The sequence below is a fragment of the Streptomyces fagopyri genome, assembly GCF_009498275.1.
Lineage (GTDB): Bacteria > Actinomycetota > Actinomycetes > Streptomycetales > Streptomycetaceae > Streptomyces > Streptomyces fagopyri.
Map to the genome: position 1 here is coordinate 3,716,261 of NZ_CP045643.1, position 25,030 is coordinate 3,741,290.

The window sequence follows — 25,030 nt, forward strand, 5'->3', positions numbered from 1 at the left end:
TCGTATGTCCGCTTCACCCCGTCACGCGGGGCGGACGGAGGACACACCGTAACGCGATGTATCGCGTTGCTCAACAGATTTTTCCACTGGACGACGAAAGCGGATCCCAGCCGGCCAGACCTGCCCTCGGCCTCAGTCGATGACCGTGTAGCCCGCCTCGCGCAGGGCGCGGCCGACCTCGGCGCAGTGCTCCGGACCCTTCGTCTCCAGGTGCAGCTCGACCTCCACCTCCGTGAGCCCGAGCCGGGGATCGGTCCGTACGTGGCTCACGTCGAGGACGTTAGCGTCCGCCACTGACAACACCCCGAGAAGTGTGGCCAGGGCTCCGGGACGGTCCGTCAGGCGGAGCGTGACCGCGAGGTAGCGGCCGCTCGCCGCCATGCCGTGCCGCAGGATGCGCTGCATCAGCAGCGGGTCCACGTTGCCGCCGGACAGCACCGCGACGACCGGCCCCTCGAAGGTGTCCGGCTCCTGCAGCAGCGCCGCCACGGGGCTCGCGCCCGCCGGCTCGACGACCAGCTTCGCCCGCTCCAGACAGAGCAGCAGCGCACTGGACAGGCTGTTCTCCGAGACCGTGCGGACCTCGTCCACGAGGTCGCGGATGATCTCGAACGGCACGTCTCCCGGCCGTCCGACCTTGATGCCGTCGGCCATCGTCGCCGGGTTCGCGACCGGCACCGGCCGGCCCGCCGCCAGCGAGGGCGGGTACGCCGCGGCTCCGGCCGCCTGCACACCGATGATCCGCACGTCGGGGCGGACCGACTTCACCGCGACCGCGACACCCGCCGCCAGCCCGCCGCCGCCGATCCCGACGACGATCGTGCCCACCTCCGGACACTGCTCCAGGATCTCCAGGCCGACCGTGCCCTGGCCCGCGATGATGTCGGGGTGGTCGAAGGGGTGGATGAACACCGCCCCCGTGGCGGCCGCGTACTCCTGGGCCGCGGCCAGCGTCTCGTCGACCACCTGGCCGTGCAGCCTCACCTCGGCCCCGTAGTCACGGGTGGCCGCGACCTTCGGCAGCGGGGCCCCGGTCGGCATGAAGACCGTGGATCGCACGCCCAGCAGCGAGGACGCGAGGGCCACGCCCTGCGCGTGGTTCCCGGCACTCGCCGCCACCACACCGGCCGCGCGCTCCTCCGGGAGGAGCCCCGCGATCCGCACGTACGCGCCACGCAATTTGAACGAACCGGTCCGCTGGAGGTTCTCGCACTTGAGGTGCACCGGGGCGCCGACCAGCTGGGACAGGTACCGGCTGCCCTCCATCGCGGTCATCCGCGCCACGCCCGACAACATCTTCTGGGCGCCTCGTACGTCGTCCGACGTCACCCTGGGCAAGGAGTCAGCGGTGCTGTAGCTCATGACCACCAGTCTCGCAGTTCACGCATGCGCGCTCCTTGTGTGACCACCCTCCGAGACTGGTTTCCGCAGCGCCGGTACGACCCGCCTCCCGGCCGCGTACCCTGTCCCCCAACCCAGCTCCCCACGCATGAATTGAGCCCCCGGCCATGCCCACAACACCAGAGATGTCGATGGACATGACGACCGTCGGTGACACCGGCCTTCTCGAAACTCTGCAGCACGAGGTCGCGGTGTTCGCGCGCCGTGCCGAACAGACCCGGCTCGGCGGGGTGGGGCAGGTGCGCAACTCCATGGACCGTGCCGCGTACCTGCTGCTCAACCGCCTCGACAAGGAAGGCCCGATGGGCGTCAAGGCGCTCGCCGCGAGCATGGGCATCGACTCCTCGACGGTCACCCGGCAGGTGGCGCCGCTGGTCGACACCGGCCTCGTCAAGCGCACCTCGCACCCGGAGGACGGTCGCGCCGTGGTGCTCCAGCTGTCGCCGCGCGGGCACGCCCGCCTCGAGGAAGTGCGCTCCTCCAGGCGCCAGTTGATGGCCGAACTGACGGACGACTGGGAGCCGCAGGAGCGCGAGGTCTTCTGCGCGCTCCTCATGCGCTTCAATGGCGCTCTCTCGGCCCGGATGACGACCACGGGAGTCGTGTCGCCGGACGGGCCGACGTCCTGACGCCCCTCCCTCACCCGTCTACTCCCCCCGCGGTCCCCTCACCCGGCCCGCGCCTCGCTCCGGCCTCGCGGGCTCCGCGGACCTCCCGGAGCCGCGCCGACCACCTGGGGCCCCGGTGCCCGTGTCACCACCACGCGCGCGTGACGCGCGCGGGCGCTCGCGCGCGTGATGTGCGCCGGGCTCTTGACCGGAAGGCCACGTCTGGCCTCATATGAGACCGGGCTCCTGTCGCACGCGGTGCGGTCCGTCGTACGCGGCCGGAGCCTCGTTCCCCTCAGGGTCGCCCTCGGGCGGGAGGCGTGTTGCGAGAACGGCGTGCGTCCCAAGGTGCCCGCCGGGCCCGGGAGTTCGAGGCATTCGTCGCGGGCGCGGCAGGGCGGCTGCTGCATGCCGCGACGCTGCTCACGGCGGAGCCGCCGGAGGCCAACCCCCGCGCGCGGCGCCTGCTGACACTGGCGCTGGCCCACACGTACGCCTCCTGGGACCGGCTGCGCGGCGAGGACCCGTACGACCGGGCCCGCCAGCACCTCGCCGTGCGCTTCGCACGCGGCGCCTGGCACCACCACGGGGGCTTCGGACGCGCCCGCCCCGCCCCCGGCGGCGCCCTGGCGGCGCTGACACCCCAGGAGCGGCTGATCCTGGTCCTGCGGCTGTACGAGGGTGTCGCCGAGGAACAGGCCGCGGCCCTGCTCGGGCTGCCCACGGAACGCGTCAGAGCGATCTGCGCCCGCGCGACGGTGAACCTGCTCCACCCGCCGCGCGGACCGGCCCCGGCGGTGGCGGAGGTGGCACCCACATGAGCCTGCACGAACGCGAGTCGGCCGTACGGCGGCTGCTGGAGCGGACGCCGCCCAGGGTGCCGCCCGACCTGTACGCGGAGGCCGTGCGCCTCGGGAGCCACATGCTGCGCCGCAGGACGCTGGCCCGGCGCCTGCTGTGGCTGCTGCTGTTCGCGGCGACCGTGGCCTTCGTCGTCTGGGCGGTGACGGCCCGGCCCTGGGTGGAGCCGCCGTCCCAGACGACTCCACCGCTGACGGGCTGGTGACCGGAGCGGGACGGACGGTGTCCGGATCCCCCGCCGTGGCCGGCCGGCTTCTAGCCGAGGGCCTGCTGCAGGTCCTGGAGCAGGTCGTCGACGTTCTCGATGCCCACGGAGAGCCGCACGAGATCGCCCGGTACCTCCAGCGCCGAGCCCACGACCGACGCGTGCGTCATGCGCCCCGGGTGCTCGATCAGGGATTCGACGCCCCCCAGGGACTCGCCGAGCGTGAACACCTTGGCGCGGTTGCAGACCTCGACGGCCGCCTCCTCGCCTCCCTCGACCTGGAAGGAGACCATGCCGCCGAACGCCCGCATCTGCTTGGCGGCGATCTCGTGACCGGGGTGGTCCGGCAGGCCCGGGTACAGCACACGCGTCACGCGCGCGTGCCGGGTGAGCATGTCGGCGACCTTCGTGGCGTTCTCGCTGTGCCGGTCCATACGCACCGAGAGCGTCTTGGCGCCGCGCAGCACCAGCCAGGAGTCGAAGGGCCCGGCGACCGCGCCCATCGCGTTCTGGTGGTACGCCAGCTCCTCGCCGAGCTCCTGGTCGCCGGTGATCAGCGCGCCGCCGACGACGTCCGAGTGGCCGCCCATGTACTTGGTGAGGGAGTGCACGACGACGTCCGCGCCGAGCGCGAGCGGCTGCTGGAGGTAGGGGGTGGCGAAGGTGTTGTCGACGACGAGCCGGGCGCCCGCCTCACGCGCGATCTGCGCCACCGCGGTGATGTCGGTGATGCCGAGGAGGGGGTTGGAGGGTGTCTCGACCCAGATGGCCTTGGTCTTCGGGGTGAGGGCGGCCCGTACGGAGTCGGCGTCGCTGGTGTCGGCCACGGACCACTCCACGCCCCAGCGCGAGACGACCTTCGCGAAGAGGCGGAAGGTGCCGCCGTAGGCGTCGTTGGGGATCACCACGTGGTCGCCGGGGCTCAGCAGCGTACGCAACAGGCAGTCCTCGGCCGCCAGTCCGGACGCGAACGCGAGGCCGCGGCGACCGCCCTCCAGGGCGGCGAGGTTCTCTTCCAGGGCGGTCCTGGTGGGGTTGGCGCTGCGGCTGTACTCGTAGCCGCCGCGCAGCCCGCCGACGCCGTCCTGCTTGTAGGTCGAGACCTGGTAGATCGGCGGGACGACCGCGCCGGTCAGGGGATCCGCGGTGTTGCCCGCGTGGATCGCGAGGGTCTCGAAGTGCTGACTGATGTGCCTGTCGCTCATGGGTCCCGAGCGTAGTGCGCCCGCGGGGCTGGTGGCGGCCCACGGGCCCGGCCGGGGTGCCGCGCGGCACCCCGGCCGGGCCTGCGTGGCCCCCCGGGGGCGGGGTGGGACCCCGGGGGCGGGGTGGGACCCGGGGGGGCGGGGCAGGGTTGGGCGAACGGGCGGGTTCGTGTACGAGGCCGCGTGCGGGCCGATGGGGTTTCTGTACGAGTTCACCAGGGGCGGGCACGCGGGCCGGCGCGGGGCAGCGGGACGGTCCGGCGCGGGGTGGGAACGCGGACCGGTGTGACGTGAGCACGCAGACCTGCGCGAGGGGGTGGGATGGGCCGGCGCGCCCGTGCGGGGCGGGGCGGTGGACCGGCGCGGGATGGCCGGGCGGGTGTCCGCGGAACGGGACGCGGGCCCGCGTCCGACCGGGTTGGCCAATTGTCGGACCCGTCTGGTTCGCTTGAGGCATGCAAATTCTCTGGGTCCTGATGGCGCTGGCCCTGTTCAGCCTGGTCCTGCTGCCGGTTCTCAGGCGTCGGCGCGCCGGTATTCAGCTGGTCTCGCCCGGCGACCCGGACGCCGCGGACCCGGCGAACTACGGATTCCTCCGGCAGGAGCAGCTGGACATCCGCATGCCGGGCCCGGACACGGATCTCCTCGACGTCCTGGACGTGGTGCAGCACACGCAGGACCACCATGCCGCCGCGCAGCTCCTGGCCGGCACCGAGACGGCGGGCGAGACCCGCTGGCAGCGGGTGCAGGCCTTCGCGGGCGCCGCGTCACTGGAGCTCCAGCAGCGCCCCGGCGGGGTCAGCGAGACTCCGGGCGGGCAGTGGCTTCGCGTGTGGCGGGCCGAGGCGCCCAAGGACGCGGGCGGCGCGGCGGTGCACGCGGAATTCCTGGTGCAGCAGGCGTGGCGGACGTCGACGCCGGGGACGGACGAGTTCCGGATCATCATGGAGGAGGCGAGGTCGGCCTGCGGCGAGGCGGCGCTGCTGTCCCCCGGTGACCCGATCCCGTACATCGTCGAGCTGTCGGTGGCCCGCGGTCTCGCCTATCCCCAGGCGGAGTTCGAGAAGCTGTGGCTGAAGATCCTGGACCGCGCGCCCTCCCACATGGGAGCGCACCTGGCGGCCCTCCACTACTGGTGCGAGAAGTGGCACGGCTCGCGTGACATGGCGTACTCGTTCGCGGAGGCCGCCGCCGCGCGCGCCCCGCGAGGATCCCTGCTCGCGGCCATGCCCCTCTTCGCGGTCTTCGAGCACCTCCCCGAGGTGAACCTGGTCCGCAGCTTCTACCAGAGCGAGGTCGTCACGAAGGCGGTCCACGGCGCGCTCTTCGCGGTGCACGCGGCCCGCCCGGACGACCCGATGCTGGCGCACGTCCGCCACCTCCTGGTGTTCTTCCTGGTCTGCGGCGAGCGGTGGGCGGAGGCGATGAACCAGTTGGTGCACGTCGACGGCCACGTCGGCGCCCTCCCCTGGACCCTCACCGCCGACCCTGCGGCGGACTACGCGGTGTACCGCGCGCTGGCGGTGGCCGGGTACGAGGCGAACGGAGGCACTCCGGCGTCCCTCCCCCGCTGAGGCGAGGCGCCGCGCGCGTGCCGGGAGCCCCGACCGGAATGCCGGCCGGGGCTCCCGCGTTGTAGGCCGCGCCCCCCGGCCCCGTGCCCCGCGACCCCGTGGAGACCGCATGTTCCTGTACAGCCGTACCCCGCAGCTCCCGACCGCCGAGCAGGCCCTGTCCGGCAGGTCCGAGCCGATCTTCACGGTCCCCGACCGGCACACGGTCCTCGGCACCACCCTCCTCGGCCCCTATCCCGAGGGCCTGGAGGTCGCCGACTTCGGCCTGGGCTGTTTCTGGGGCGCTGAACGGAAGTTCTGGCAGCTGCCGAAGGGGGTGTACACGACCCTCGTCGGCTATCAGGGCGGCTTCACCGAGAACCCCACCTACGAGGAGGTCTGCTCGGGCCTGACCGGCCACACGGAGGTCGTCCGCGTGGTCCACGACCCGGCCGAGATCTCGTACGAGGAGCTGCTGAAGGTCTTCTGGGAGTCCCACAACCCGACCCAGGGTTTCCGCCAGGGCAACGACTCCGGCACGCAGTACCGCTCCGCCGTCCACACCCACACCCCCGCCCAGGCAGCCGCCGCGACCGCCTCCCGCGAGGCCTACCAGAAGGTCCTCACGGGCTCGGGCCACGGCACGATCACCACGGAACTCCTCCCGGCGGAGGGCCGCCCCTTCTATCCGGCGGAGGCGTATCACCAGCAGTACCTCTCGGGCAGCAAAAACCCGGACGGGTACTGCGGCTTGGACGGGACGGGGGTGTCCTGCCCGATCGGTGTGGCCAGGGTGGATGGCTGAGCCGCTGTCGCCGGAAGCCGCGGCGACCCTGCGGGCGCTGCTGGCCTGCTCGGACCCGGTGAGCCACGCCCCGCCGGCTCAGATTCCCCACACGCGGCGCCGGAGTCGCTGCTGTGCGGTCCACCTCCAGATCGACCGTTGCACAGCCTCAGCCGCACCGGCGCACCACGGTGTGTGGGTCGACGGCAGACGGGATGGGGGCCGGGAAAAGTGGTGGGCCGATGAAGCGGAGGGCAAGTAAGCGGCCGCAAGCCTGACGCGCGGACGAAACGCAGAGGATCCAATCAAGAGTAGATCGTGCGCCGGCGACGACCCGGCGGCCTTCCGTCGGAGCCCATGGTGGGACGCCGATCGATTCCCGTGGTTCCCCGTGCGACCTGGCACGTGTCCGGCACGGCCCCTTCACGCGCGGAACGGGAGGTCGCGAACGGAGACCTCGGGGAGGAACATCGGAGTGACGTAGGCAAGGTGGTGTATATGGGGACGCCGTCGGTGCATTTCAGCGAGAGTCCTGAGGATCCGTTCGCCATCGGGCGTGGCGCCTCGGCTGCGCTCGACGGTCAGGGCACCGTGGTCGGCTGGAGCGCACGCGCTCAGGAGTTGCTGGGCTATCCGGCCAAGGAAGTGATCGGACGGGCGTGGCAGGACCTCCTCGTCGACGCCCGTGACCTGCCCGTCGCGCGATCCGTCGTCGTGGACGCCATGCGGACGGGCGGCTGGTTCGGGGTCCTGCCCATCCGGCACCGTGACGGACGCCGGGTGGAGATGGGTTTCCGCGCCCGCGCGATCACCCGGGACGGGGACCGTCAGGAGTGGATTCTGGTCGGGGCCCCCGCCGCGGAGGTCAGCGCCTGGCAGCGGGACCGCGCGCTGCTGGACGGCCTGTACCGCCGGTCCCCCATCGGTCTGGTCACTTACGGTCCGGACAGGAAGGTGATCCGGGTCAACCGCGCGGTCGCGAAGGCGAGCGGCGTCCCGGCCGAGGCGCCGGTGGGCCGTCGCCCCCGCGAATTCATGGTCGACGAGGACGCGGGTCCGGCCGAGGAACGGGTACGGCACGTGCTGGAGACCGGCGAGCCGCTGATCTTCACGGAGCAGTCCGCCCGGGCACGCCACGATCCGGGCCGGGAGCGGATCGTGTCCGTCTCGGCGTTCCGGATGGAGGATTCCTCGGGCCGGGTACTCGGTGTGGCCGAGACGATCGAGGACGTGACCGCCCGCCACCGGGGCCGCCGCAGGCTCGCCCTGCTGAACGAGGCGAGCGCCCGGATCGGAACCTCCCTGGACGTGACTCAGACCGCTCGGGAACTGGCCGAGGTGGCCGTCGACGGCCTGGCCGACTACTGCTCGGTGGACCTCCTCAAGCCGGTCACACAGGGTGACGAGCTGGGATGGGACACGTCGGGTCAGCTGCTCCGGGCCGCCCTCTCACCCCCGGAACACCGCGTCCCGTTCCAGGAGGGCGAGGTAGTCCCGCTGCTTCCGGGATCACCCCAGGCACGGTGCCTGTCCGAGCGTCGGCCCGTTCTCGAAGGCCTGCTGCGCCTCCGCCCCGAGTGGTACGCCATGGACCGGCGGCGGCTCGAGATCGCCCTGGGGCTCGGAGTTCATTCGCTGATCGCGGTGCCCCTGGTCGCACGTGGTCTGGTCCTGGGCGTGGTGAGTCTGTGGCGATCGCGCCATTCGGAGCCTTTCGAGGAGGACGACGCCGCCGTGGCCCAGGAGCTCTCCTCGCGCGCGGCCGTCTGCATCGACAACGCGCGCCGCTTCACCGAGCAGCAGAACGCCGCCCTGACGCTGCAGCGCAGCCTGCTGCCGAGCGCGGCGTCCGACCTGCCGGCCGTCGAGGTGGCCTGCCGGTACCTCCCGGCGAGCGGTGAACCGGGCATCGGCGGTGACTGGTTCGACGTGATCCCGTTGTCAGGAAACCGGGTCGCCCTCGTCGTGGGGGACGTGGTCGGCCACGGGATCCACGCCGCGGCCTCGATGGGCCGCCTGCGCGCCGCCGTACGCACCCTGGCCAGCCTCGACCTGGAACCGGACGAGGTGGTGGCACGCCTGGACGATCTGGTCAGTCTGCTGGCCGGCGAGCTGGAGGCGAACACCGACGGCAACGGGTCGGCGATCGAGCAGATGATCGGAGCCACCTGTGTCTACGCGGTCTACGATCCGGTCTCCCGGCACTGCTCCCTGGCACGCGCCGGCCACCCGGCACCGGTGGTGACCACGCCGGACGGCCAGGTGACCGTACTCGACCTGCCCGCGGGCCCGCCGCTCGGGCTGGGTGGACTGCCGTTCGAGACGTACGACCTCGACCTCCCCGAGGGGAGCCTGCTCACGCTCTACACCAACGGTCTTCTGGAGGCGCGCAACGGCGACATCGACGCCGCGCTGGACCATCTGCACGAGTGTCTCGCCCACTCCGCCGATCCCCTGGACAGCACCTGCCACGCCGTGGTCGAGGCGCTGCTGCCCAAGGAGCACCTCCCCACCGACGACATCGCGCTGCTGATCGCCCGTACCCGGGTGCTGCCCCCGGAGAACGTCGCCTCGTGGCAGCTGCCCCTGGAAGCGACCGCCGCTGCCCGTGCCAGGCAGCTGACCACGGCCAAACTGACCGAATGGGGACTTCCGGAACTGGCCTTCACCACCGAACTGGTCGCCAGCGAGCTCGTCACCAACGCCTACCGGTACGCGGCCGGCCCCGTCACCCTGCGCCTCATCCGTACGCATTGCCTGCTCTGTGAGGTGTCCGACACCAGCCACACATCCCCTCACCTGCGACGGGCCCTCAGCACGGACGAGGGCGGCCGCGGGCTCTTCCTGGTCGCCCAGCTCACGGAGCGGTGGGGCACCCGTTACACCCACGACGGCAAGACCGTCTGGACGGAGCAGCATCTGCCGCACGCATGACCCGCGACGAGGACGTGTCCGCGCGCCCCCGGCCGAGTGCTGACGCGACGCCGGCAGCGGTACGCATCGACCGCGGCACCGCACACGCTGTGCCGACGGGTGACATGAGCAAAAGGGTCGCCGAACCGATGGGCGACGGGGCAGAGGGCCGTGGCAGGATCGGGTCCGGCTCCGCCGGGTCGATCTGGTTCCGTGTCGACCGCTCGACGGGCAAAGCGGCGGAGAAGCGGGTCACCGGGAGATCCGGCGGCAGGACCACCGGCCAGGCCCCGCCCGGACCGAACCTTCGCGTCTTTCCGTCCGCGCTCCGCACGGGGTGGATGCCGGCGCCGCTCCCGAGCCGCCCGGCAACAGGCTCTCGCTCAAGGGGAAGCGGCTGTGGTCACAGAGGCCGGAGCCGGGTGTGCAGGAGGCAGAATTCGTTGCCTTCCGGGTCGGCCAGGACGTGCCAGCTCTCCGTGCCGGTCTGGCCGATGTCGACGGGCGTGGCGCCGAGAGCGAGCAGCCGCTCCAGTTCGGCGTCCTGGTCGCGGTCGGTGGCGTTGACGTCGATGTGCAGTCGGAGCTTCCCGGTCCGCGGCTCGCTGCTGGGACTGAGGACGAGGGTGGGCCGCGGGCCGCCGAAGCCGGCGTCGGGCGGCCCGATCTCGATGCTTCCGTCGTCCTCCCGGCCGAGTTCGACGTAGCCGAGGACCTCGCTCCAGAACGCGGCGAGCCGGTCGGGATCGGCGACGTCGATGACCAGTTCGCTGATACGGCATGCCATGCCCGTCAGTGTACGTAGACGGCACGAGCCGAGAGCCGGTCACGCGCGCGGTAGGACCGGCCGCGGGGCGTATCAGCGGAGCCCCGTCCGGCTCACCGTCAGCCCGGAGTTGCCTCAAGTAGGCTCCGATCACTTCTAGTTGGCGCGCGGCGGTCGACGTACCGGACGTACGTCCTCGCCGACGGCCTCACGGGCGGGACCGGGGGCGAGCCGCGCTCCGTACGCGAAGGTCACGGTCGCGGGTGCGTGCGCAGGCTGCTGCCACTGCCTCCGTACGGTCTCGGGCCTGGAGCGCGCGACCGCGGGACCGCTGCCCGGGAATTCGGTTGCCCCGCGCGGCCGTCGCGGGCTAGAAACCAGGCATGGCCGACATCCAGGGCTCCTACGACGACCTGTTCACCGCCGTGCCCCGCGCGCTGTCCGCGCTGCTGGACGAGGGGGACGCCGGCGGCTCGGTGGCCGTCTTCGTGGACGGCGAACCGGTGGTGGACGTCTGGGGCGGTTTCGCCGACGCGGACCGCGCGAACCCGTGGCAGCGGGACACGATCACCAACGTCTGGTCCGTCACCAAGACGATGACGGCGCTGTGCGCGCTGATCCTCGTCGACCGCGGTGAACTCGACCTGGACGCGCCGGTCGGCCGGTACTGGCCCGAGTTCGCCGGGGCGGGCAAGGAGAAGGTGCTGGTACGGCATGTGCTCGCGCACACCGCGGGTCTGCCCGACTGGGACGGGCCGGTCGAGGAGCTCTACGACTGGCCGGCCGCCACGGCACGGCTGGCCGCGCGGACTCCGCAGTGGGAGCCCGGAAGCGCGGCCGGGTACCACTCCCTCACCCAGGGGTTCCTCGTGGGCGAGGTCGTACGCCGGATCACCGGCCGCGGCCCGGGCGAGTTCTTCGCCGAGGAGGTGGCCGGACCGCTGCGCGCGGACTTCCACATCGGGCTGTCCGCCGAGCACGACCACCGGATGGCGCCCGCGATCCCGCCGGCCTCACACGACGAGGACTACGTCGCGGCGGCCGCCGACAGCGGGGCGCCTCCGACCGCCGGCACCCGTATGCGGGTCCGTGACGGCAACAGCGTGGCCTGGCGTCGCGCCGAGATCCCCGCCGCGAACGGAGTCGGCAACGCCCGCTCGGTCGGCCTCGTCCAGTCGGTGATGGCCTGCGGCGGAGCCGTGCGGGGGATGCGACTGCTGTCGCGGGCGGGCTGTGACCGTGCGAGGCAGGAGCAGTTCAGCGGCAAGGACCGCGTCCTGGGCATGCCGATCCGCTGGGGCCTGGGCTACGGGCTGTTCGACAACACCTTCGGCTGGGGCGGCTGGGGCGGTTCATTGGTCGTGATCGATCCCGAAGCACGTATGACGGTGGCCTACGTGACGAACCAGATGCGCGAGCCCGCGGACGACACCCGGGGGCTGGAGATGGTGATGGCCGCCTACGAGGGACTCCAGGGGCTGCGGACCTGATCCGACGGGCCGACGCGTCGACAGGTCGACGCGTCGGCAGCACGGGCTCAGCGGGATGAGGACGGGGGCCGAGCCGGGGGACCGCGGGTCGGGGGTCCGGGGTCGGGGCGGGCGGTTTGTTCGGGCCGGAACGGTGCGGCATGGGACGCGGGTGCGGATCGCGTTCGAGATGAGGCCGCTACGTCGGGAACAGCCATTCCAGCGCGGCGAGGCTCTTGTCGACGTACTTGCCCTGTCCCGTCTCGATGCCGTGTGCCAGGTCCTCGAAGACACTGCACCTGGCGTAGAACACGGCGCGCTCGCTGAGAGCCGCGAGGCCGTCGGTGTCGGTTCGACAGCCGCTGAGGGCGGCGCGGACGGCGGCAGGGCCGAGGTCGCGGAGGAGCAGCCCGAAGTCATGGGCCGGATCGACGACGGCCGCGTCGCTCCAGTCGATGATGCCGGTCACCGTCCAGGTGGCCGGGTCGATCAGAACGTGCTCGATCCCCAGATCGTTGTGGGAGAACGCCGGGGTGCATCCGCCGTGCGGTGGTGCGGCGCCCAGGAACGCCTCGACGGGTCCGCGGTGCGCCACCGGTACCCGCCCGGCTACCGTCGCGTAGTTCTCCGTGGCCACGTGTCGCCACTCGGCCGGCGGCTGGTGGTCCGCTTCCACCAGACCGGCCAGCCGATCGACCGGAACGGCATGCAGCGCGGCGAGCAGCTCACCGAGCGTGGCGGCGATCGACGTGCCGTGCGCCGATCGCCGGTGCCGGGGCATGTCCAACAGGGGCGTGCCGGGGAGCTTGCGGTAGGCCAGGCATCCCTGCTCCGCGACCGTGAACGCCGGTTCGGGGACGGGCAGGGGCGAGATGTCGGCGACGGCGGCGAGCACCCGGGCCTCGTGGCTCACCAGGGCGGTCCGCCGTGCCAGGTCGGGTTCCTTGCTGAAGCGCACGATCAGCTCACCGTTGACCTCGTACGCCAGATTGTCCAGTCCCTCGCCGAGCGGCGCGACGGACTCGATCCAATAGTCGGGCATGTGCGCGACCACGACGCTGCGGACGTCTGCGACGCGGTCACGGCTGCGACTGGTCATCTGCCGACCGTATCAATCGACCGCACGGGGGCCGGCGATCGTCGTCGGGGGCCGCGCGGTGCGAACTGGCGTCCCGTGGAGGGGTCTTCCACAGGGGGACGGAGGGAGGAGGCAGGCGGTCGGAGAGCTCCGGCGCCAGCACCGCACCCGCACCGGCTCCGGCGTCGGCGCCCGCACTCGCACCCGCACCGGCGTTCGCGTCGGCACCCGCACCGGCGTCGGCGGTGTCGAGCGGCCGGCGCTGTCGAGCGGCCCGCGGCGACGGCCCCACCCGTGCACGGACGGGGCCGGGTCCGGTGGTCCGGCCGTCATCAGCATGGCGCCGACGACGAGGACCGCGGAGACGAGGAAAGCCCTGCGACGGTTGCCGGACATGAAAGACCCCTTGGTGTCGAGAGGTCGGAGCCGAAGCGGTGCCGGCTCCTCGGTACGTGCTCGATCCCTGAGAAGGGATTACGGGCCGAGGGGATGCCGGTGTCGTCGTTCCACCGCACCGCCGTCACACGCTGGTGACATGGTCACGACGCGGAGGACGGCCGGGACCGGGGACGTGACTTCGCCGGGGCGTGGGGGGTGCGGCAGCGCACGGGCGGAGTTCGTTGTCCGCCTGACCTGTCCGGACAAGTGAGGGACGTACGGGACCTGCGCCAAGTGAGGGACGTACGGGACCTGCGCCTTTACCTGCCGCTGAAGATCTCGTCGCGTACTGGCCATCTGTTCTTGGTCAACCTCCCCCCAAAGAACCTTATGTTCACGGTCAAATGATGGGCAAGAACAGCAATGGAGGACGTTGTGTCCCTGGATGCCCGTAGGGCTCGGCGGTTCGCCGCTCCCGCAGCCGCCGCAGTCGCCGCCGCCGTCGTGACGATGGTGGTCAACCCGACGCTGGGCGCGTCGGCCTCGGCTCCGCAGGCCGCGGCCAAGGCCAAGGCCCCGACCGCCAAGAACGTCATCTTCATCAACGGCGACGGCATGGGTGCCGCCATGCGCCAGGCCGCCCGTCTGCACCTGGCCGGCCTGGGTGGCCAGCTCGCGATGGACAAGCTCCCCGTCTCGGGCCAGCTGACCACCGAGCCGGACGACCCGAAGGCCGTCGTCACCGACTCGGCCGCCGCGGCGACCGCGTGGGCCACCGGCGAGAAGACCTACAACGGCGCGATCAGCGTCGACGTGGACGGCAACCCGCTGGCCACCCTCGGCCAGCAGGCCAAGGCGGCCGGCAAGGCCACCGGCCTGGTCACCACCGCGCAGGTCACCGACGCCTCGCCGGCGGCGTTCTTCTCGAACACCGCCAACCGTTCGGCGCAGGACGAGATCGCCCGCCAGTACATCGAGGTCAGCAAGCCCGACGTCATCCTGGGCGGTGGCGAGGACTGGTGGCTGCCCGCGGGCACCGCCGGCGCGTTCAAGGACCAGCCCGCCGAGGACCCGTCCGAGGCGAGCAAGGGCACCAAGGGCGACCTCATCAAGAAGGCCAAGAAGGCCGGTTACTCCTACGTCAACAGCGCGGACCAGCTCAGCCGCGCCAAGGACGGCAAGCTCCTCGGTCTTTTCGCCAACGAGGAGATGTTCCAGCAGCGTCCCGAGGGCCAGGGCGACGTGTACAGCCCGGTGGTCGGTCTCTCCACCATGACCAGCAAGGCCCTGAGCACGCTGGACAAGAACAAGAAGGGCTTCTTCCTCATGGTCGAGGAGGAGGGCACCGACGAGTTCGCGCACTCCAACAACGCCACCCGCACCCTGCAGTCCATGCAGGAGCTGGAGAAGGCCGTGGCCGTGGCCCGCGCGTACGTCGCCACCCACTCCGACACCCTGCTGGTCATCACCGGTGACCACGAGACCGGCGGCCTGGCCGTCGAGGAGTCGGACGCCGCCGACGAGTCCGGCACCGGCATCTCCACCGAGGACGGTCCGTTCAGCATCCGCGGCAGCGAGAAGAGCTTCTACATCGACTGGACCACGTCCGGTCACACCGGCGTGGACGTGCCGGTGACCGCGGCCGGCCCGCTGTCCGACCGCTTCACCGGCAAGCACGCCAACACCCACGTGTACGACGTGCTGCGTGAGGCCCTGACGCGCCGCTGAGCGACACACCGACAGCGGCGGGGCCCCGGAGCGATCACGCTCCGGGGCCCCGCCGCTGTCACGGCATCCGGCGGCCGGGGCCGGTCACCGTACGCGCCGGCCGACGGCGGTGGTCACCGCACCCGGCGGCCGACAGCGGCGGTCACGGAGTGCTCGGCGCTCCGCCGGCCGCACTCGCCGGCCCGGGCACTCAGCGCCCGGTACTCGGCGCCCGGTACTCGGCGCCCGGGCGTCCAGCGCGGGCTCAGCCCTGCTCGACGTGCAGATGGAGGGGACCCCGCAGGACGGGACTGGGCCGGTACGGCGGCGGGTCGGCGACCAGTCCGGGCCGTTCGAGGCGGCGTACCAGCCCGGTCAGCGCGATCTGGGTCTCCAGCCGGGCCAGCGGTCCGCCGAAGCACAGATGGACACCACTGCCGAATCCCAGGTGCTGGTTGTCCTGCCGGTCGGGGGCGAAGCGGTCGGGGTCCTCGAAACGGTCCGGGTCACGACTGCCCGAGGCGAGCATGAGCATGATCTGCGAGCCCTTGGGGATGACGGTGTCGCCGACCGTGATGTCGCTGTACGCCGCCCGCCAGGGAATGATCTGCACCGGGGGCTCGTAGCGCAGCAGTTCCTCCACCAGCGGTACGACGAGGCCGGGTTCGGCGCGCAGCCGGCGCAGCACCTCGGGGTGGCGCAGCAGCGTCAGCATGCCGTTGGCGATGAGGTTGACGGTGGTCTCGTGGCCGGCGATGAGCAGCAGGTTGGCGGTGCTGATGATCTCCTCGTCGGTCATCCGCCCGTCGGGCCCGTCGTCGTTGGCCAGCCGGGTCAGCAGGTCGTCGCCGGGGTGGCCGTGGCGTACCTCCAGCAGACCGCCGAGGTACTCGCGCAGATCCTTGGTGGCCTGCACGCCGTTGTCCAGTTTCTCCTGGGGGTCGGTCCTCGGGTCGTAGTCGATCGACTCGATGATGGCGTTCACCCAGACGTGGAACCGCGGTTCGTCCTCCCGTGGTACGCCCAGCAGGCGGCAGATCACGGTGACGGGGAACGGGTAGGCGAACTCGTCGACGATGTCGATCCGCTGTTCGTCCGCGAAGCCGTCGATCAGGCCGCTGACGGTGGCGGTCAGGCCGGGTTCCATGCCGGAGACCAGTCCCGGGGTGTGCGGCGGCCCGAAGTGACGCATCGCCAGGCGTCGCAGGCGGTCGTGCTCGGGCGGGTCGAGGTTGATGAACGACGGCGTGGCGCGTCCCTCGACGGCCGCCATCGGCCGCGCCAGGTTGCGTACGTCGGAACTCAGGCGCGGGTCGTGGAGTATGCCGGTGAGTTCGCGGTAGGTGCTGATGACATAGCTGCCGTCCTCCTGCAGGGCCACCGGGGTCCTGCGCAGTTCGGCGTAGAGCGGGTACGGGTCGGCCCGGGAGGAGTGGTCGAGGATCCGGCGCAGGGTGTCGGGCCTCTCGGTCGTGGTCATGTCGCTTCCCTCCTGCTTCCCTGTGCCGGACTTCGTCCCTCTCGTCACGGGACTTCGTCCTTCTGCCGATGAAGCCGTATGACAGCGCCGCGCCACCAGGGCGCCGCGTGACGGGGTGACGCGCTACCGGCGCCGCCGCGTGACGGTGACGGGCTACCGGTGCTGCCGCATGACGGTGACGCGCCGTTCGCCCGGGTCGTGCCCGGTGACGACCACGGTGGCGCCCTGGGCGAGCAGCGTGGGGCCGGGGAAGTCGACGGGCACCGGTTTCGCGTCCGCGGGCTGGTCGGGTGTGGGGCAGGGCGGCGGGAAGGGCGCGGCCGTCTCGATCAACCGCCGGTAGTGGTCGAGCCACTTGGCGTTGTTGAAGCTGACCGCCGCGGTGACCCTGCCCTGGTATCCGTACGCGGCGACGAAGCGGCGGTCGGACACGGATCCCTGGGCGACGACGACCTCGTCCGCGTAGGTCGGTACACCGACGGACTTGATGTTGACGCCGAACTGGATCGACCAGAACGCCGGGATCGACAGGTGCGGCCAGCGGTCCGCCTGGGTGCTGACCATGTTGTGGGCCGCGATCTCGGCCTGTTCCACGGCGTTGGCCCAGTGCTCCAGGGAGATGAAGCGGTACTCGTAGATCGGGTTGGGGCTTCGTGCCACGTCTCCGGCGACGAAGATGTCGTCGGTGACCAGGCCGTTGAGGTCGAAGGCGCGGCAGCCCGCGTCGCAGGCGACGCCCCATACGCCCACCGCCAGTCCCGAGTCCCGCAGCCACTCGGTGTTGCGGATGCCTCCGAGCGCCACCACCGCCACTTCCGCGTCGACCGTGCCGCCGTCGGAGAAGTGGGCGCGGCGCAACCGCCCCTGCGCGTCGCCCTCCAGGCGGGTGACCTTGACCCCGCAGCGCAGGTCGACGCCGTGGGCGCGCTGCATGTCGGCGGCGACCTCGCCGATCATCGCGCCGAGTCCACCGACCAGCGGGGCCGGTCCGAGTTCGGCGACGGTCACCGGCAGGCCGCGTTCGCGGCAGACGGAGGCGATCTCGGAGCCGGTGAAGCCCGCGCCGATGATCAGGACACGGGAGGGTCCGGCGGCGATCGCCCGCTGCAGCCCGGCCGCGTCCTCACGTGTGCGGACGACGAACACGCCGTCCAGGGCGGCCTCGGCCTCGACGGGCCAGGGCCGGGCCCGTACCCCGGTGGCGATCAGCATGCGGTCGAAGGGGATCCTGCGGCCGTCGGCGAGCCGCACCTGGTCGGCCGCCAGGTCCAGGCCGTCGGCGGGAACGCCCAGGAGCCACTCCGCGTCGATGCCGCGCCGCCGCGGCAGTGTGGTGCCGTCGGCGGGCACCCATCCGGTCAGTACCTGCTTGGACAGCGGAGGGCGGTCGTAGGGCTCTCCCAGTTCGTCACCGATCATGGTCAAGGACCCCGTGAAGCCCTCGCCGCGCAGGGCCTCCGCGGCGCGCAGGCCCGCCAGTGACGCCCCGACGATCACGACGCGGCCGTCCCGCCTGAACCTCCGCAGGGTGTGCGCGCTGCTCATGACGGGGACGTCCCCACCGGCGCGTCCCGCCCTTCCGGCCGGTCGACCAGGATGGCCTGGAGCGGGCAGGCCGCCGCGGCGCGCAGGACCTGCTCGCGCTGGGCGTCGTCGGGGTTCGGGGCGTACATCAGCGCTTCCTCGCCGTGCATCCGGAACGCGTCCGGGGCCAGGAACGCGCACTGGGCGTACCCCTGGCAGCGGGAAAGATCGACGACAACTCTCATCCCGACCTCCATTTCACAGGGGCCGCACGGCAGCGGGTCCTGGGGCGACACCCTCGGGGCGCCCACGGCACCACCCCGGCGCCCAGAAGCGAGAGTCATGCCTTCGAGACATCGAGAAAAGGAATACGGCTGTCGCCCGCCCCTGCGCGCATACGGGGGACACCACGCTCGTCGAAGGTCTTCGCGGGGAGAACCGGTCAGCACGGCCGAGGCTCCGGAGTCCGGGCCACCGCCCGGAGAACCTGGCCTCGCCGTCGAAAAGCGTATCCCGCGCGCACCTGGCCCGCACCCGGGACGGAGCCGGTCGAGCGCGTCCGGTGCCGGGCCGGGTCCGGCACCACCCACACCACCCGCACCACCGAAAAGGAGGGCGCCGACCGGTCCCATGACCGGTCGGCGCCCTCCTTGCGCACGTCGACCCACTAGATCGTCGCGGTGTCGATCACGAAGCGGTAGCGGACGTCGCTCGACAGCACGCGCTCGTACGCGTCGTTGATCTCGGACGCGCTGATCAGTTCGATCTCCGCGCCGAGGCCGTGCTCGGCGCAGAAGTCGAGCATCTCCTGGGTCTCCTGGATGCCGCCGATTCCGGAGCCGGAGAGGGACTTGCGGCCGCCGATCACGGAGAAGAGGTTGAGGGAGATCGGCTCCTCGGGGGCGCCGACGTTCACCAGCGCGCCGTCCGTCCGCAGCAGCGAGAGGATCGCACCGAAGTCGAGCGGTGCCGAGACCGTGGACAGGATGATGTCGAAGGTGCCGCGCAGTTCCTCGAAGGTCTTCGGGTCGCTGGTCGCGTAGTAGTGGTCGGCACCCAGCTTCAGGCCGTCGTCCTTCTTGCGCAGGGACTGCGACAGCACGGTCACCTCGGCGCCGAGCGCGTGCGCGATCTTGACGCCCATGTGACCGAGGCCGCCCATGCCGAGGACCGCGACCTTCTTGCCGGGGCCGGCGTTCCAGTGCCGGAGCGGGGAGTACGTGGTGATGCCGGCGCACAGCAGGGGCGCGGCCACGTCGAGGGAGAGGCCGTCGGGAATGCGGACGGTGTAGTTCTCGTCGACGACGATCTTCTCGGAGTAGCCGCCGTAGGTGGGCTCGCCGTTCTTGTCGAGGGCGTTGTAGGTGCCGACGTTGCCCTTGACGCAGTACTGCTCCAGGCCCGCCTTGCAGTTCTCGCACTCGCGGCAGGAGTCGACCATGCAGCCGACACCCACGCGGTCGCCGACCTCGAACCGGGTGACGCCGGGGCCGACCTCGGAGACGATGCCGGCGATCTCGTGTCCGGGCACCATCGGGAAGATCGCCTCACCCCAGCCCTCACGGGCCTGGTGGATGTCCGAGTGGCAGATACCGGCGAACTTGATGTCGATCAGGACGTCGAACTCGCCCACGGCGCGGCGCTCGATGGTGGTGCGCTCCAGCGGGGCCTTCGCGGCGGGGGCAGCGTACGCGGCAACAGTGGTCATGCTGGGGGTTCTCCTAGGGAGGGGTCCGTGCCCGGCCGTCTTCTTCCGCCGGGCACGCTCACCAGCCTGCCCCGCCGTTCGACATTCACCCAGGCCACGGCTTTGCGTACGACCGGTGGTCCTACTACTGGCGGGGTCAGGCTCAGCCGCGTACGACCGTGAATACTGGACGTATGAACGAGCAGCCCTTCCAGGAGATCGCCGGGGAAGCCGGGCAGCCGCTGGATCAGCGGGCCGAGCTCAGTGAGTTCCTGCGCACCCGTCGGGCCCGGCTGAAGCCGGACGACGTGGGGCTGCCCGACTTCGGCCGGCACCGCCGGGTGCCGGGGCTGCGGCGCGAGGAGCTGGCCCAGCTGGCCGGGGTGTCCGTCGCGTACTACACGCGGCTCGAACAGGGCAACGGACGGAACGTGTCGGCGGAGGTGCTCGACGCCATCGCCCGTGCCCTGCGCCTGTCGGACGCCGAGCACGCGCACCTGACCCACCTCGCCAAGCCCAAGCAGCACAAGAAGAGGCAGACGGCCCGGCCGCAGCAGGTGCGGGTGGCGCTGCGGCACCTGCTGGACATGCTGGACGGAGTGCCCGCGTACGTCACCGGCCGGCGGGCGGACATCCTGGTCTGGAACCGGATGGCGGCGGCCGTCTTCGGCGACTGGGCGGAGCTCGCGCCCAACGAGCGGAACTGGGCGCGGCTGGTGTTCCTGCGACCCGAGTACCGGGATCTGTTCGTGGACTGGGAGCAGAAGGCGATCGACATCGTGTGCATGCTGCGCATGGACGCGGGCTGTCACCCCGACGATCCGCGGCTGTCGGCGCTGGTCGGGGAGCTCTCCGTCAAGAGCCCGGACTTCCGGCGGCTGTGGGCCACGCACGACGTGAAGGAGAAGAACCACGGCGTGAAGGAGCTGCGGCATCCGCTGGTGGGCGATCTCGACCTGCGGTTCGAGTCGTTCCGGATGACGGACGACAGCGAGCAGGCGCTGGTCACCTACCACGCGGAGCCGGGGTCCGCCTCGGCGGAGGCGCTGCGGCTGCTGGCCAGCTGGGGCACGGACGCGACCCGCGCGGGGGCCAACGCCCAGTCCTAGCCGCCCCCGGTACGACGGTCACACCCGCCCCACGCCCGGTACGACCGTCACCCCCGTCCCACCCCCACGCCCGGTACGACCGTCACCCCCGGTACGGCGGTGCCGCCCCCCACGTCCACCGGGGTACCGGCTGCTCCGCCGGAGGCACCGCGTCGGGGCCGGAGAAGTGCACGGCGAGCCGCGTACCCCACTCCGCGTAGGCGAGGAACGCGGAGCGGAACTCGGCGTCGGTGGGCAGTTCCGCGTCGTCCGCCGCGTCCTGGAGGAGGCCGACCCAGCGTCGGCGCTGCGTCTCGGTGATGTTCCTGCCGAAGTGCTTGGCGACCATGTGGCCGTGGCCGCCCTGGGTCTCGGAGTAGGCGGGCGGTCCGCCGAAGACCTCGCCGAGCCAGAGGGCGACGTGCGCCGCGTGTTCGGGCGCCATGCCGGCGAAGACGGGTGCGAGGACGTCGTCCTTGAGGACCTTGTCGTAGAAGACCTCGGTCAGCCGGACGAAGGCCTCCGCGCCGCCCGCCCACGCGTACAGGGTGGGGACCGCGGCGCCGGCGCCCCGTACCGTCGTCGCCTTGTAGTGGCGCCTCTCCTGGATGTGCGGCAGGTAGGGACGGAGCTCGGCGAGGAAGGCCGGGCAGAGCTCCGAGGCACGGAAGTCCTGTTCGCGGGCCTCGGTCGAGGTCCAGGTGATCCGCAGGACGAAATGTTCGAAGTCGTCCTCGCAGCGGGCGAGTTCGTGGTCGACGCACTGTGGGGCGGCGGCCAGCAGGGCCGCGGCCCGGGTGTGGGCGGCCAGGAACTCCGCGGACCGTTCCTCGGGTATGTGGTACCGGACGTACTCCACGGTGTGGGCGCTCATGAGGACCACGGAAACACGCACGGCCCGCCGGAAGCTGCTCTTCCGGCGGGCCGTTCGCTACGGGCTCACTTCACCCGGGCGCGGAGCGGACTCACTTTCCGTAGTACGCGTTGTAGATCGAGACCGTCGACTTGTTGCCCTGCTTGTCGGTGATCTTCGCGTGGAAGGAGACTCCCTTGCCCTTCGCGGGGTTCTTGACGGTGATCTTTCCGTCCTTGACCTTGAGCATGGTCCAGGTCTGGCCGTAGTCGTACGAGACGTACACGTACAGCGACTTGAGGTTCCGGCCCGCGGCCGAGCCCTGGACGGTGACGGGGATCGTCGTCGTCCGGCCTGCCTCGACGCGGCTGTCCAGGCCGGTCGCGGCGTTGAAGCGGACCGTGGACGTGGGCAGCTTCGTGAAGGCGGCCTTCTTGGACCTGAAGGTCCAGCTCGCGTCGATCCGGGTGGAGGCCGCGGCGACCTTCACGCTGCGTTTGACCGAGGTCGTCAGCCGGTACTCCGCCTCGCCGGCCGGGACCTTGAACTCCTTGTCCCCGAAGAGCGGGTCGTCGTTCGATCCGATCTTCGCCCCGTTGCGGTACAGCGTCGTGGTGACCGAGCTGAACAGCGAGGACCCGGCGTGGGTGCTTCCGTCGGCGTACACCGGGAGGTAGCCGGCGATGCTGTCGCCGTCCCGGTAGACGCCGAACTCCGCGGTGATCTTCGGGCCGAAGACGGCCGTGTTGAACCGCTTCGTGTAGCTCTTGCCCGCGCTGAAGGTCTGCGGGGTGCCGAGCGTGTAGTACGCGTCGACGACCGGGAACCCGGAGGCGTCGGTGCCGGCGTGCTGCTCGAAGTCGAACGACCACTGGACCTTGTCACCGGTCGACAGGTACAGCGTGCGCGTGCTCGGCAGTTTCTGGTCGACGCCCACACCGAAGCTGTAGTCGTCGGGCAGACTGCCGTACGTGGTGATCGCGCCGGTCTTGCCGGGCGCCGCGGCCCCCATGTCCGCCCTGACCGTGCTCAGTTCGCTCGCCTTGTAGTGCTTGACGTGCGCGCCCTGGATCTTGCTGACCTTGGCGCCGGTGAAGGTGTCGTACTCGGCGGTGGCGCCCTTGGTCCACTGTCCGGCCCAGCTCTGGAACAGGCCGGAGGGCAGCGCCGGGCCGACGTGCGCCATCCGCACGTTCTGGAAGGAGTCCAGACCGAGGCCGATGCCGAGGCCCGAGGCGTCGTCGAAGTAGCCGGCGACCGCCGACAGCGGCTCGGCCCGCGCGTCGGGCACCGTGATGTCGGCGCCCCTGGCGGTACGGGCGTCCAGTGTCAGCGTGGTGTTCGCGGTGACACTCAGCCGGGGCTGGACCAGCCAGTCGACCCCGCCCTTCGCCTCCACCAGGTCCCGCACGGACAGGGAGTTGAGCTGGTACTTGCCCTTGGGCACCCGGAGGGTCACGGTGTCCGCGGTGTTCTGCGACGCGTAGTCCCGCTCGGCGCCGAGCCCGGAGTAGCCCATCAGGTCGGTGAGGTGGGTGGGTGCCTGGCCGGCACGGTCGACGTACTTCAGGGTGACGTCGTACGACTCCGGCTCGCGCTCGGCCGCGAGTGCCGTGCGCACCGACTGGCCGCCGCCCGTCGCCGTCACGTACGCCGAGTACGCCCCGTCGAGTGTGCCGCCGAGCCTGGTGTTCGCGGTGACGCCGACGGACGCCCTGCCACCGGCCGGGACGGTGACCGTGGTGGCGCCGAGCTTGAAGAAGCCCGAGGGGGCCGTGTGGCCCTTGGGGTCGGTGGCCTTGACGCCGAGGGTCAGGGTGACGTCCTTCGTACCGAGGTTGCGGTACGTCAGCTGCCTGCTCAGGACCGTGTCGTCGGTGTGCGGCCACTGTGCGACGCCGAAGCTCACCGACGACGGGTCGGCGATCACGGTCTGCTTGATCGCCGAGTCGACGGCGATGCGGCCCGCGCCCTGCTGGAACGGCGTGTAGGAGCCGCCCTTGGCGGACCCCGTCAGCGCGCCCTTGAGCTCGGTGTACGTCCAGTCCGGGTGTTCCTGCTTGAGGATGGCGGCGGCGCCCGCGACATGCGGGGTCGCCATCGACGTACCCGAGATGGTCAGGTAGCCCGCGGGATTCTCGCCGACCTCCGTGTCGATGACGCTGCCCGGGGCGGCGGCCGCGGTGATGTCCACTCCGGGGGCGGTGACGTCCGGCTTGATGGCGCCGTCACCGAGGCGGGGGCCGGTGCTGGAGAAGTCCGCCAGCTTGTCGTGATCGTCGACGGCGCCGACGGTGAGCGCGGCGTCCGCGCTGCCCGGCGAACCGATCGACTCGGGGCCGTCGTTGCCGGCCGCGATCGCGAAGAGGATGCCCTTCTCGGCCGAGAGCTTGTCGACCTCGGCCTCCAGCGGGTCCACGTCGGGGGTGTCCGGGCCGCCGAGGCTCAGGTTGACGACGTCGGCGCCCTGGTCGGCCGCCCACTCCATGCCCGCGAGGATGCCCGAGTCGTCACCGCTGCCGGTGTCGTCGAGGACCTTGCCGTTGAGGATCTTCGCGCCGGGCGCGACACCCTTGTACTTGCCGTTCGACTTGGCACCGGTGCCGGCCGCGATGGACGCGACGTGTGTGCCGTGGCCGAAGTGGTCGGTGGCGTCGGCGGCGGCCGAGAAGTTCCTGGACGCGACGACCTGGTTCCTGAGGTCCGGGTGGGTCGCGTCGACCCCGGTGTCCAGGACGGCGATCTTGACGCCCTTGCCGTCGTAGCCGGCCGCCCAGGCCTTGGGGGCGCCGATCTGCGGCACGGACTTGTCGAGGCTCGCCCTGCGCACGCCGTCCAGCCAGACGTGCGCGATGCCGGAGGCCGCCCGGCCGTGGTCGGTGACCGCGGCCCACAGCTCGGCCGCGTCCCGCTGCGGCGTCCGTACGGCGTCCGCGTTCAGGGACTTCAGGGTCCGGCGGAGCGTGCCCGACTCCCGGACGCCGGTCCGGGCGGCCGTCGCCGCGCCCTTGTAGCCGACGATGACCTTCAGACCCTGCTTCTGGGAGGCGCGGGTCGCCGCCTTGTTCAGCTCGGTGACGTCGAAGAGCCGGCGGTCCAGCTTGCCGGCGGCTATCAGCGCCTGCGCGTCGGCCGGCACCACGAGGGTGTGGCCGCCGGCCTTGCGGATCTGGACGGGCACGTGTGCACGGCCCTCGGCCCGCTCGACGCCGACGACGCGCCCCTTGGTGTCGACGACCACCCGGTCACCGGTGATCAGCGTGATGCGGTGCTTGGCCGTGATCCCGGCCGCAGGAGTGGTGTCGGCCCGTCCGGCCTTCGCCGGGACCCTCGCGGACGCCGGGCTGGTCATTCCCGCCGCCAGCGCCACGGCGGCCGCCGTGGCGACGGTCGCCGCGCACGCTCTTTTCACTTGTCTGCGCAAGTCTCCCCCTGGAGATGAGGTCCGGGTGAATCCCCGATTCACCCGG

19 protein-coding genes are annotated in these 25,030 nt (G+C 71.6%); 9 read left to right on the forward strand and 10 right to left on the reverse strand.

Translation table 11 applies throughout. From position 1 onward, the window contains the following. Positions 1-132: 132 nt before the first annotated feature. Complete coding sequence (ilvA, locus tag GFH48_RS15835) at positions 133-1,362, reverse strand: threonine ammonia-lyase (RefSeq protein ID WP_153288903.1); 1,230 nt, start codon at positions 1,360-1,362, stop codon at positions 133-135. 164 nt (positions 1,363-1,526) lie between these two features. On the opposite strand from ilvA, the gene GFH48_RS15840 reads away from it, so the two are divergent. The 3 genes from GFH48_RS15840 to GFH48_RS15850 all read left to right on the forward strand — a co-directional run bounded on the left by GFH48_RS15840 (position 1,527) and on the right by GFH48_RS15850 (position 3,075). Further along, positions 1,527-2,030: a MarR family winged helix-turn-helix transcriptional regulator gene (locus GFH48_RS15840; protein WP_194280854.1), complete on the forward strand. Its 504-nt coding sequence runs from the start codon at positions 1,527-1,529 to the stop codon at positions 2,028-2,030. A 302-nt stretch (positions 2,031-2,332) separates the two neighbouring features. Beyond that, positions 2,333-2,830 carry a sigma factor-like helix-turn-helix DNA-binding protein gene (locus tag GFH48_RS15845; protein WP_153288904.1) on the forward strand — a complete coding sequence of 166 codons (498 nt, stop codon included), beginning with the start codon at positions 2,333-2,335 and terminating at the stop codon, positions 2,828-2,830. After that, positions 2,827-3,075 carry a hypothetical protein gene (locus tag GFH48_RS15850; protein ID WP_153288905.1) on the forward strand — a complete coding sequence of 83 codons (249 nt, stop codon included), beginning with the start codon at positions 2,827-2,829 and terminating at the stop codon, positions 3,073-3,075. The genes GFH48_RS15845 and GFH48_RS15850 overlap by 4 nt, the downstream gene beginning before the upstream one ends. 50 nt (positions 3,076-3,125) lie before the next feature. On the opposite strand, the gene GFH48_RS15855 is transcribed toward GFH48_RS15850, so the two are convergent. Continuing rightward, positions 3,126-4,280, reverse strand: coding sequence for a cystathionine gamma-synthase (locus tag GFH48_RS15855; protein ID WP_153288906.1), 1,155 nt, complete (start codon positions 4,278-4,280; stop codon positions 3,126-3,128). A 455-nt stretch (positions 4,281-4,735) separates the two neighbouring features. Here GFH48_RS15855 and GFH48_RS15860 point away from each other — a divergent pair, with 455 nt between their 5' ends. The 3 genes from GFH48_RS15860 to GFH48_RS15870 all read left to right on the forward strand — a co-directional run bounded on the left by GFH48_RS15860 (position 4,736) and on the right by GFH48_RS15870 (position 9,551). Further along, entirely contained in the window at positions 4,736-5,854 is a 1,119-nt protein-coding gene (locus tag GFH48_RS15860) for a hypothetical protein (protein WP_153288907.1), read from the forward strand. 109 nt (positions 5,855-5,963) lie between these two features. Continuing rightward, positions 5,964-6,638, forward strand: coding sequence for a peptide-methionine (S)-S-oxide reductase MsrA (gene msrA, locus GFH48_RS15865; protein ID WP_153288908.1), 675 nt, complete (start codon positions 5,964-5,966; stop codon positions 6,636-6,638). 477 nt (positions 6,639-7,115) lie between these two features. Continuing rightward, the gene (locus tag GFH48_RS15870; RefSeq protein ID WP_153288909.1) at positions 7,116-9,551 is read left to right on the forward strand and encodes a SpoIIE family protein phosphatase; all 2,436 of its coding nucleotides are present in this window, start codon (positions 7,116-7,118) and stop codon (positions 9,549-9,551) included. Between the two features lie 382 nt (positions 9,552-9,933). Here the strand turns inward: GFH48_RS15870 and GFH48_RS15875 are convergent, their stop codons facing one another. Next, positions 9,934-10,317, reverse strand: a complete 384-nt coding sequence (locus tag GFH48_RS15875; RefSeq protein ID WP_153288910.1) for a VOC family protein — start codon at positions 10,315-10,317, stop codon at positions 9,934-9,936. A gap of 362 nt (positions 10,318-10,679) precedes the next feature. On the opposite strand from GFH48_RS15875, the gene GFH48_RS15880 reads away from it, so the two are divergent. Next, the gene (locus tag GFH48_RS15880) at positions 10,680-11,786 is read left to right on the forward strand and encodes a serine hydrolase domain-containing protein (protein ID WP_153288911.1); all 1,107 of its coding nucleotides are present in this window, start codon (positions 10,680-10,682) and stop codon (positions 11,784-11,786) included. Positions 11,787-11,964: 178 nt separating this feature from the next. On the opposite strand, the gene GFH48_RS15885 is transcribed toward GFH48_RS15880, so the two are convergent. Continuing rightward, positions 11,965-12,864, reverse strand: coding sequence for a phosphotransferase family protein (locus GFH48_RS15885; protein ID WP_153288912.1), 900 nt, complete (start codon positions 12,862-12,864; stop codon positions 11,965-11,967). Positions 12,865-13,644: 780 nt separating this feature from the next. Between GFH48_RS15885 and GFH48_RS15890 the strand changes: the two genes are divergently transcribed. Next, positions 13,645-14,949: an alkaline phosphatase gene (locus tag GFH48_RS15890; protein ID WP_228120598.1), complete on the forward strand. Its 1,305-nt coding sequence runs from the start codon at positions 13,645-13,647 to the stop codon at positions 14,947-14,949. Between the two features lie 244 nt (positions 14,950-15,193). Here the strand turns inward: GFH48_RS15890 and GFH48_RS15895 are convergent, their stop codons facing one another. The 4 genes from GFH48_RS15895 to GFH48_RS15910 form a co-directional block, all read right to left on the reverse strand. Then, positions 15,194-16,408, reverse strand: coding sequence for a cytochrome P450 (locus GFH48_RS15895; RefSeq protein WP_153288913.1), 1,215 nt, complete (start codon positions 16,406-16,408; stop codon positions 15,194-15,196). 153 nt (positions 16,409-16,561) lie between these two features. Then, the gene (locus tag GFH48_RS15900; protein ID WP_153288914.1) at positions 16,562-17,953 is read right to left on the reverse strand and encodes an NAD(P)/FAD-dependent oxidoreductase; all 1,392 of its coding nucleotides are present in this window, start codon (positions 17,951-17,953) and stop codon (positions 16,562-16,564) included. Beyond that, positions 17,950-18,177, reverse strand: a complete 228-nt coding sequence (locus GFH48_RS15905) for a ferredoxin (RefSeq protein WP_153288915.1) — start codon at positions 18,175-18,177, stop codon at positions 17,950-17,952. The genes GFH48_RS15900 and GFH48_RS15905 overlap by 4 nt, the downstream gene beginning before the upstream one ends. Before the next feature lie 422 nt (positions 18,178-18,599). Then, positions 18,600-19,640, reverse strand: a complete 1,041-nt coding sequence (locus GFH48_RS15910; RefSeq protein WP_153288916.1) for an NAD(P)-dependent alcohol dehydrogenase — start codon at positions 19,638-19,640, stop codon at positions 18,600-18,602. A 173-nt stretch (positions 19,641-19,813) separates the two neighbouring features. Here GFH48_RS15910 and GFH48_RS15915 point away from each other — a divergent pair, with 173 nt between their 5' ends. After that, positions 19,814-20,728, forward strand: a complete 915-nt coding sequence (locus GFH48_RS15915) for a helix-turn-helix domain-containing protein (protein ID WP_153288917.1) — start codon at positions 19,814-19,816, stop codon at positions 20,726-20,728. Between the two features lie 82 nt (positions 20,729-20,810). Here GFH48_RS15915 and GFH48_RS15920 read toward each other — a convergent pair whose 3' ends face one another. Next, positions 20,811-21,581: a group II truncated hemoglobin gene (locus GFH48_RS15920; protein WP_153288918.1), complete on the reverse strand. Its 771-nt coding sequence runs from the start codon at positions 21,579-21,581 to the stop codon at positions 20,811-20,813. Between the two features lie 91 nt (positions 21,582-21,672). Next, positions 21,673-24,984, reverse strand: coding sequence for a S8 family peptidase (locus GFH48_RS15925; protein ID WP_228120606.1), 3,312 nt, complete (start codon positions 24,982-24,984; stop codon positions 21,673-21,675). Between the last annotated feature and the right edge of the window lie 46 nt (positions 24,985-25,030).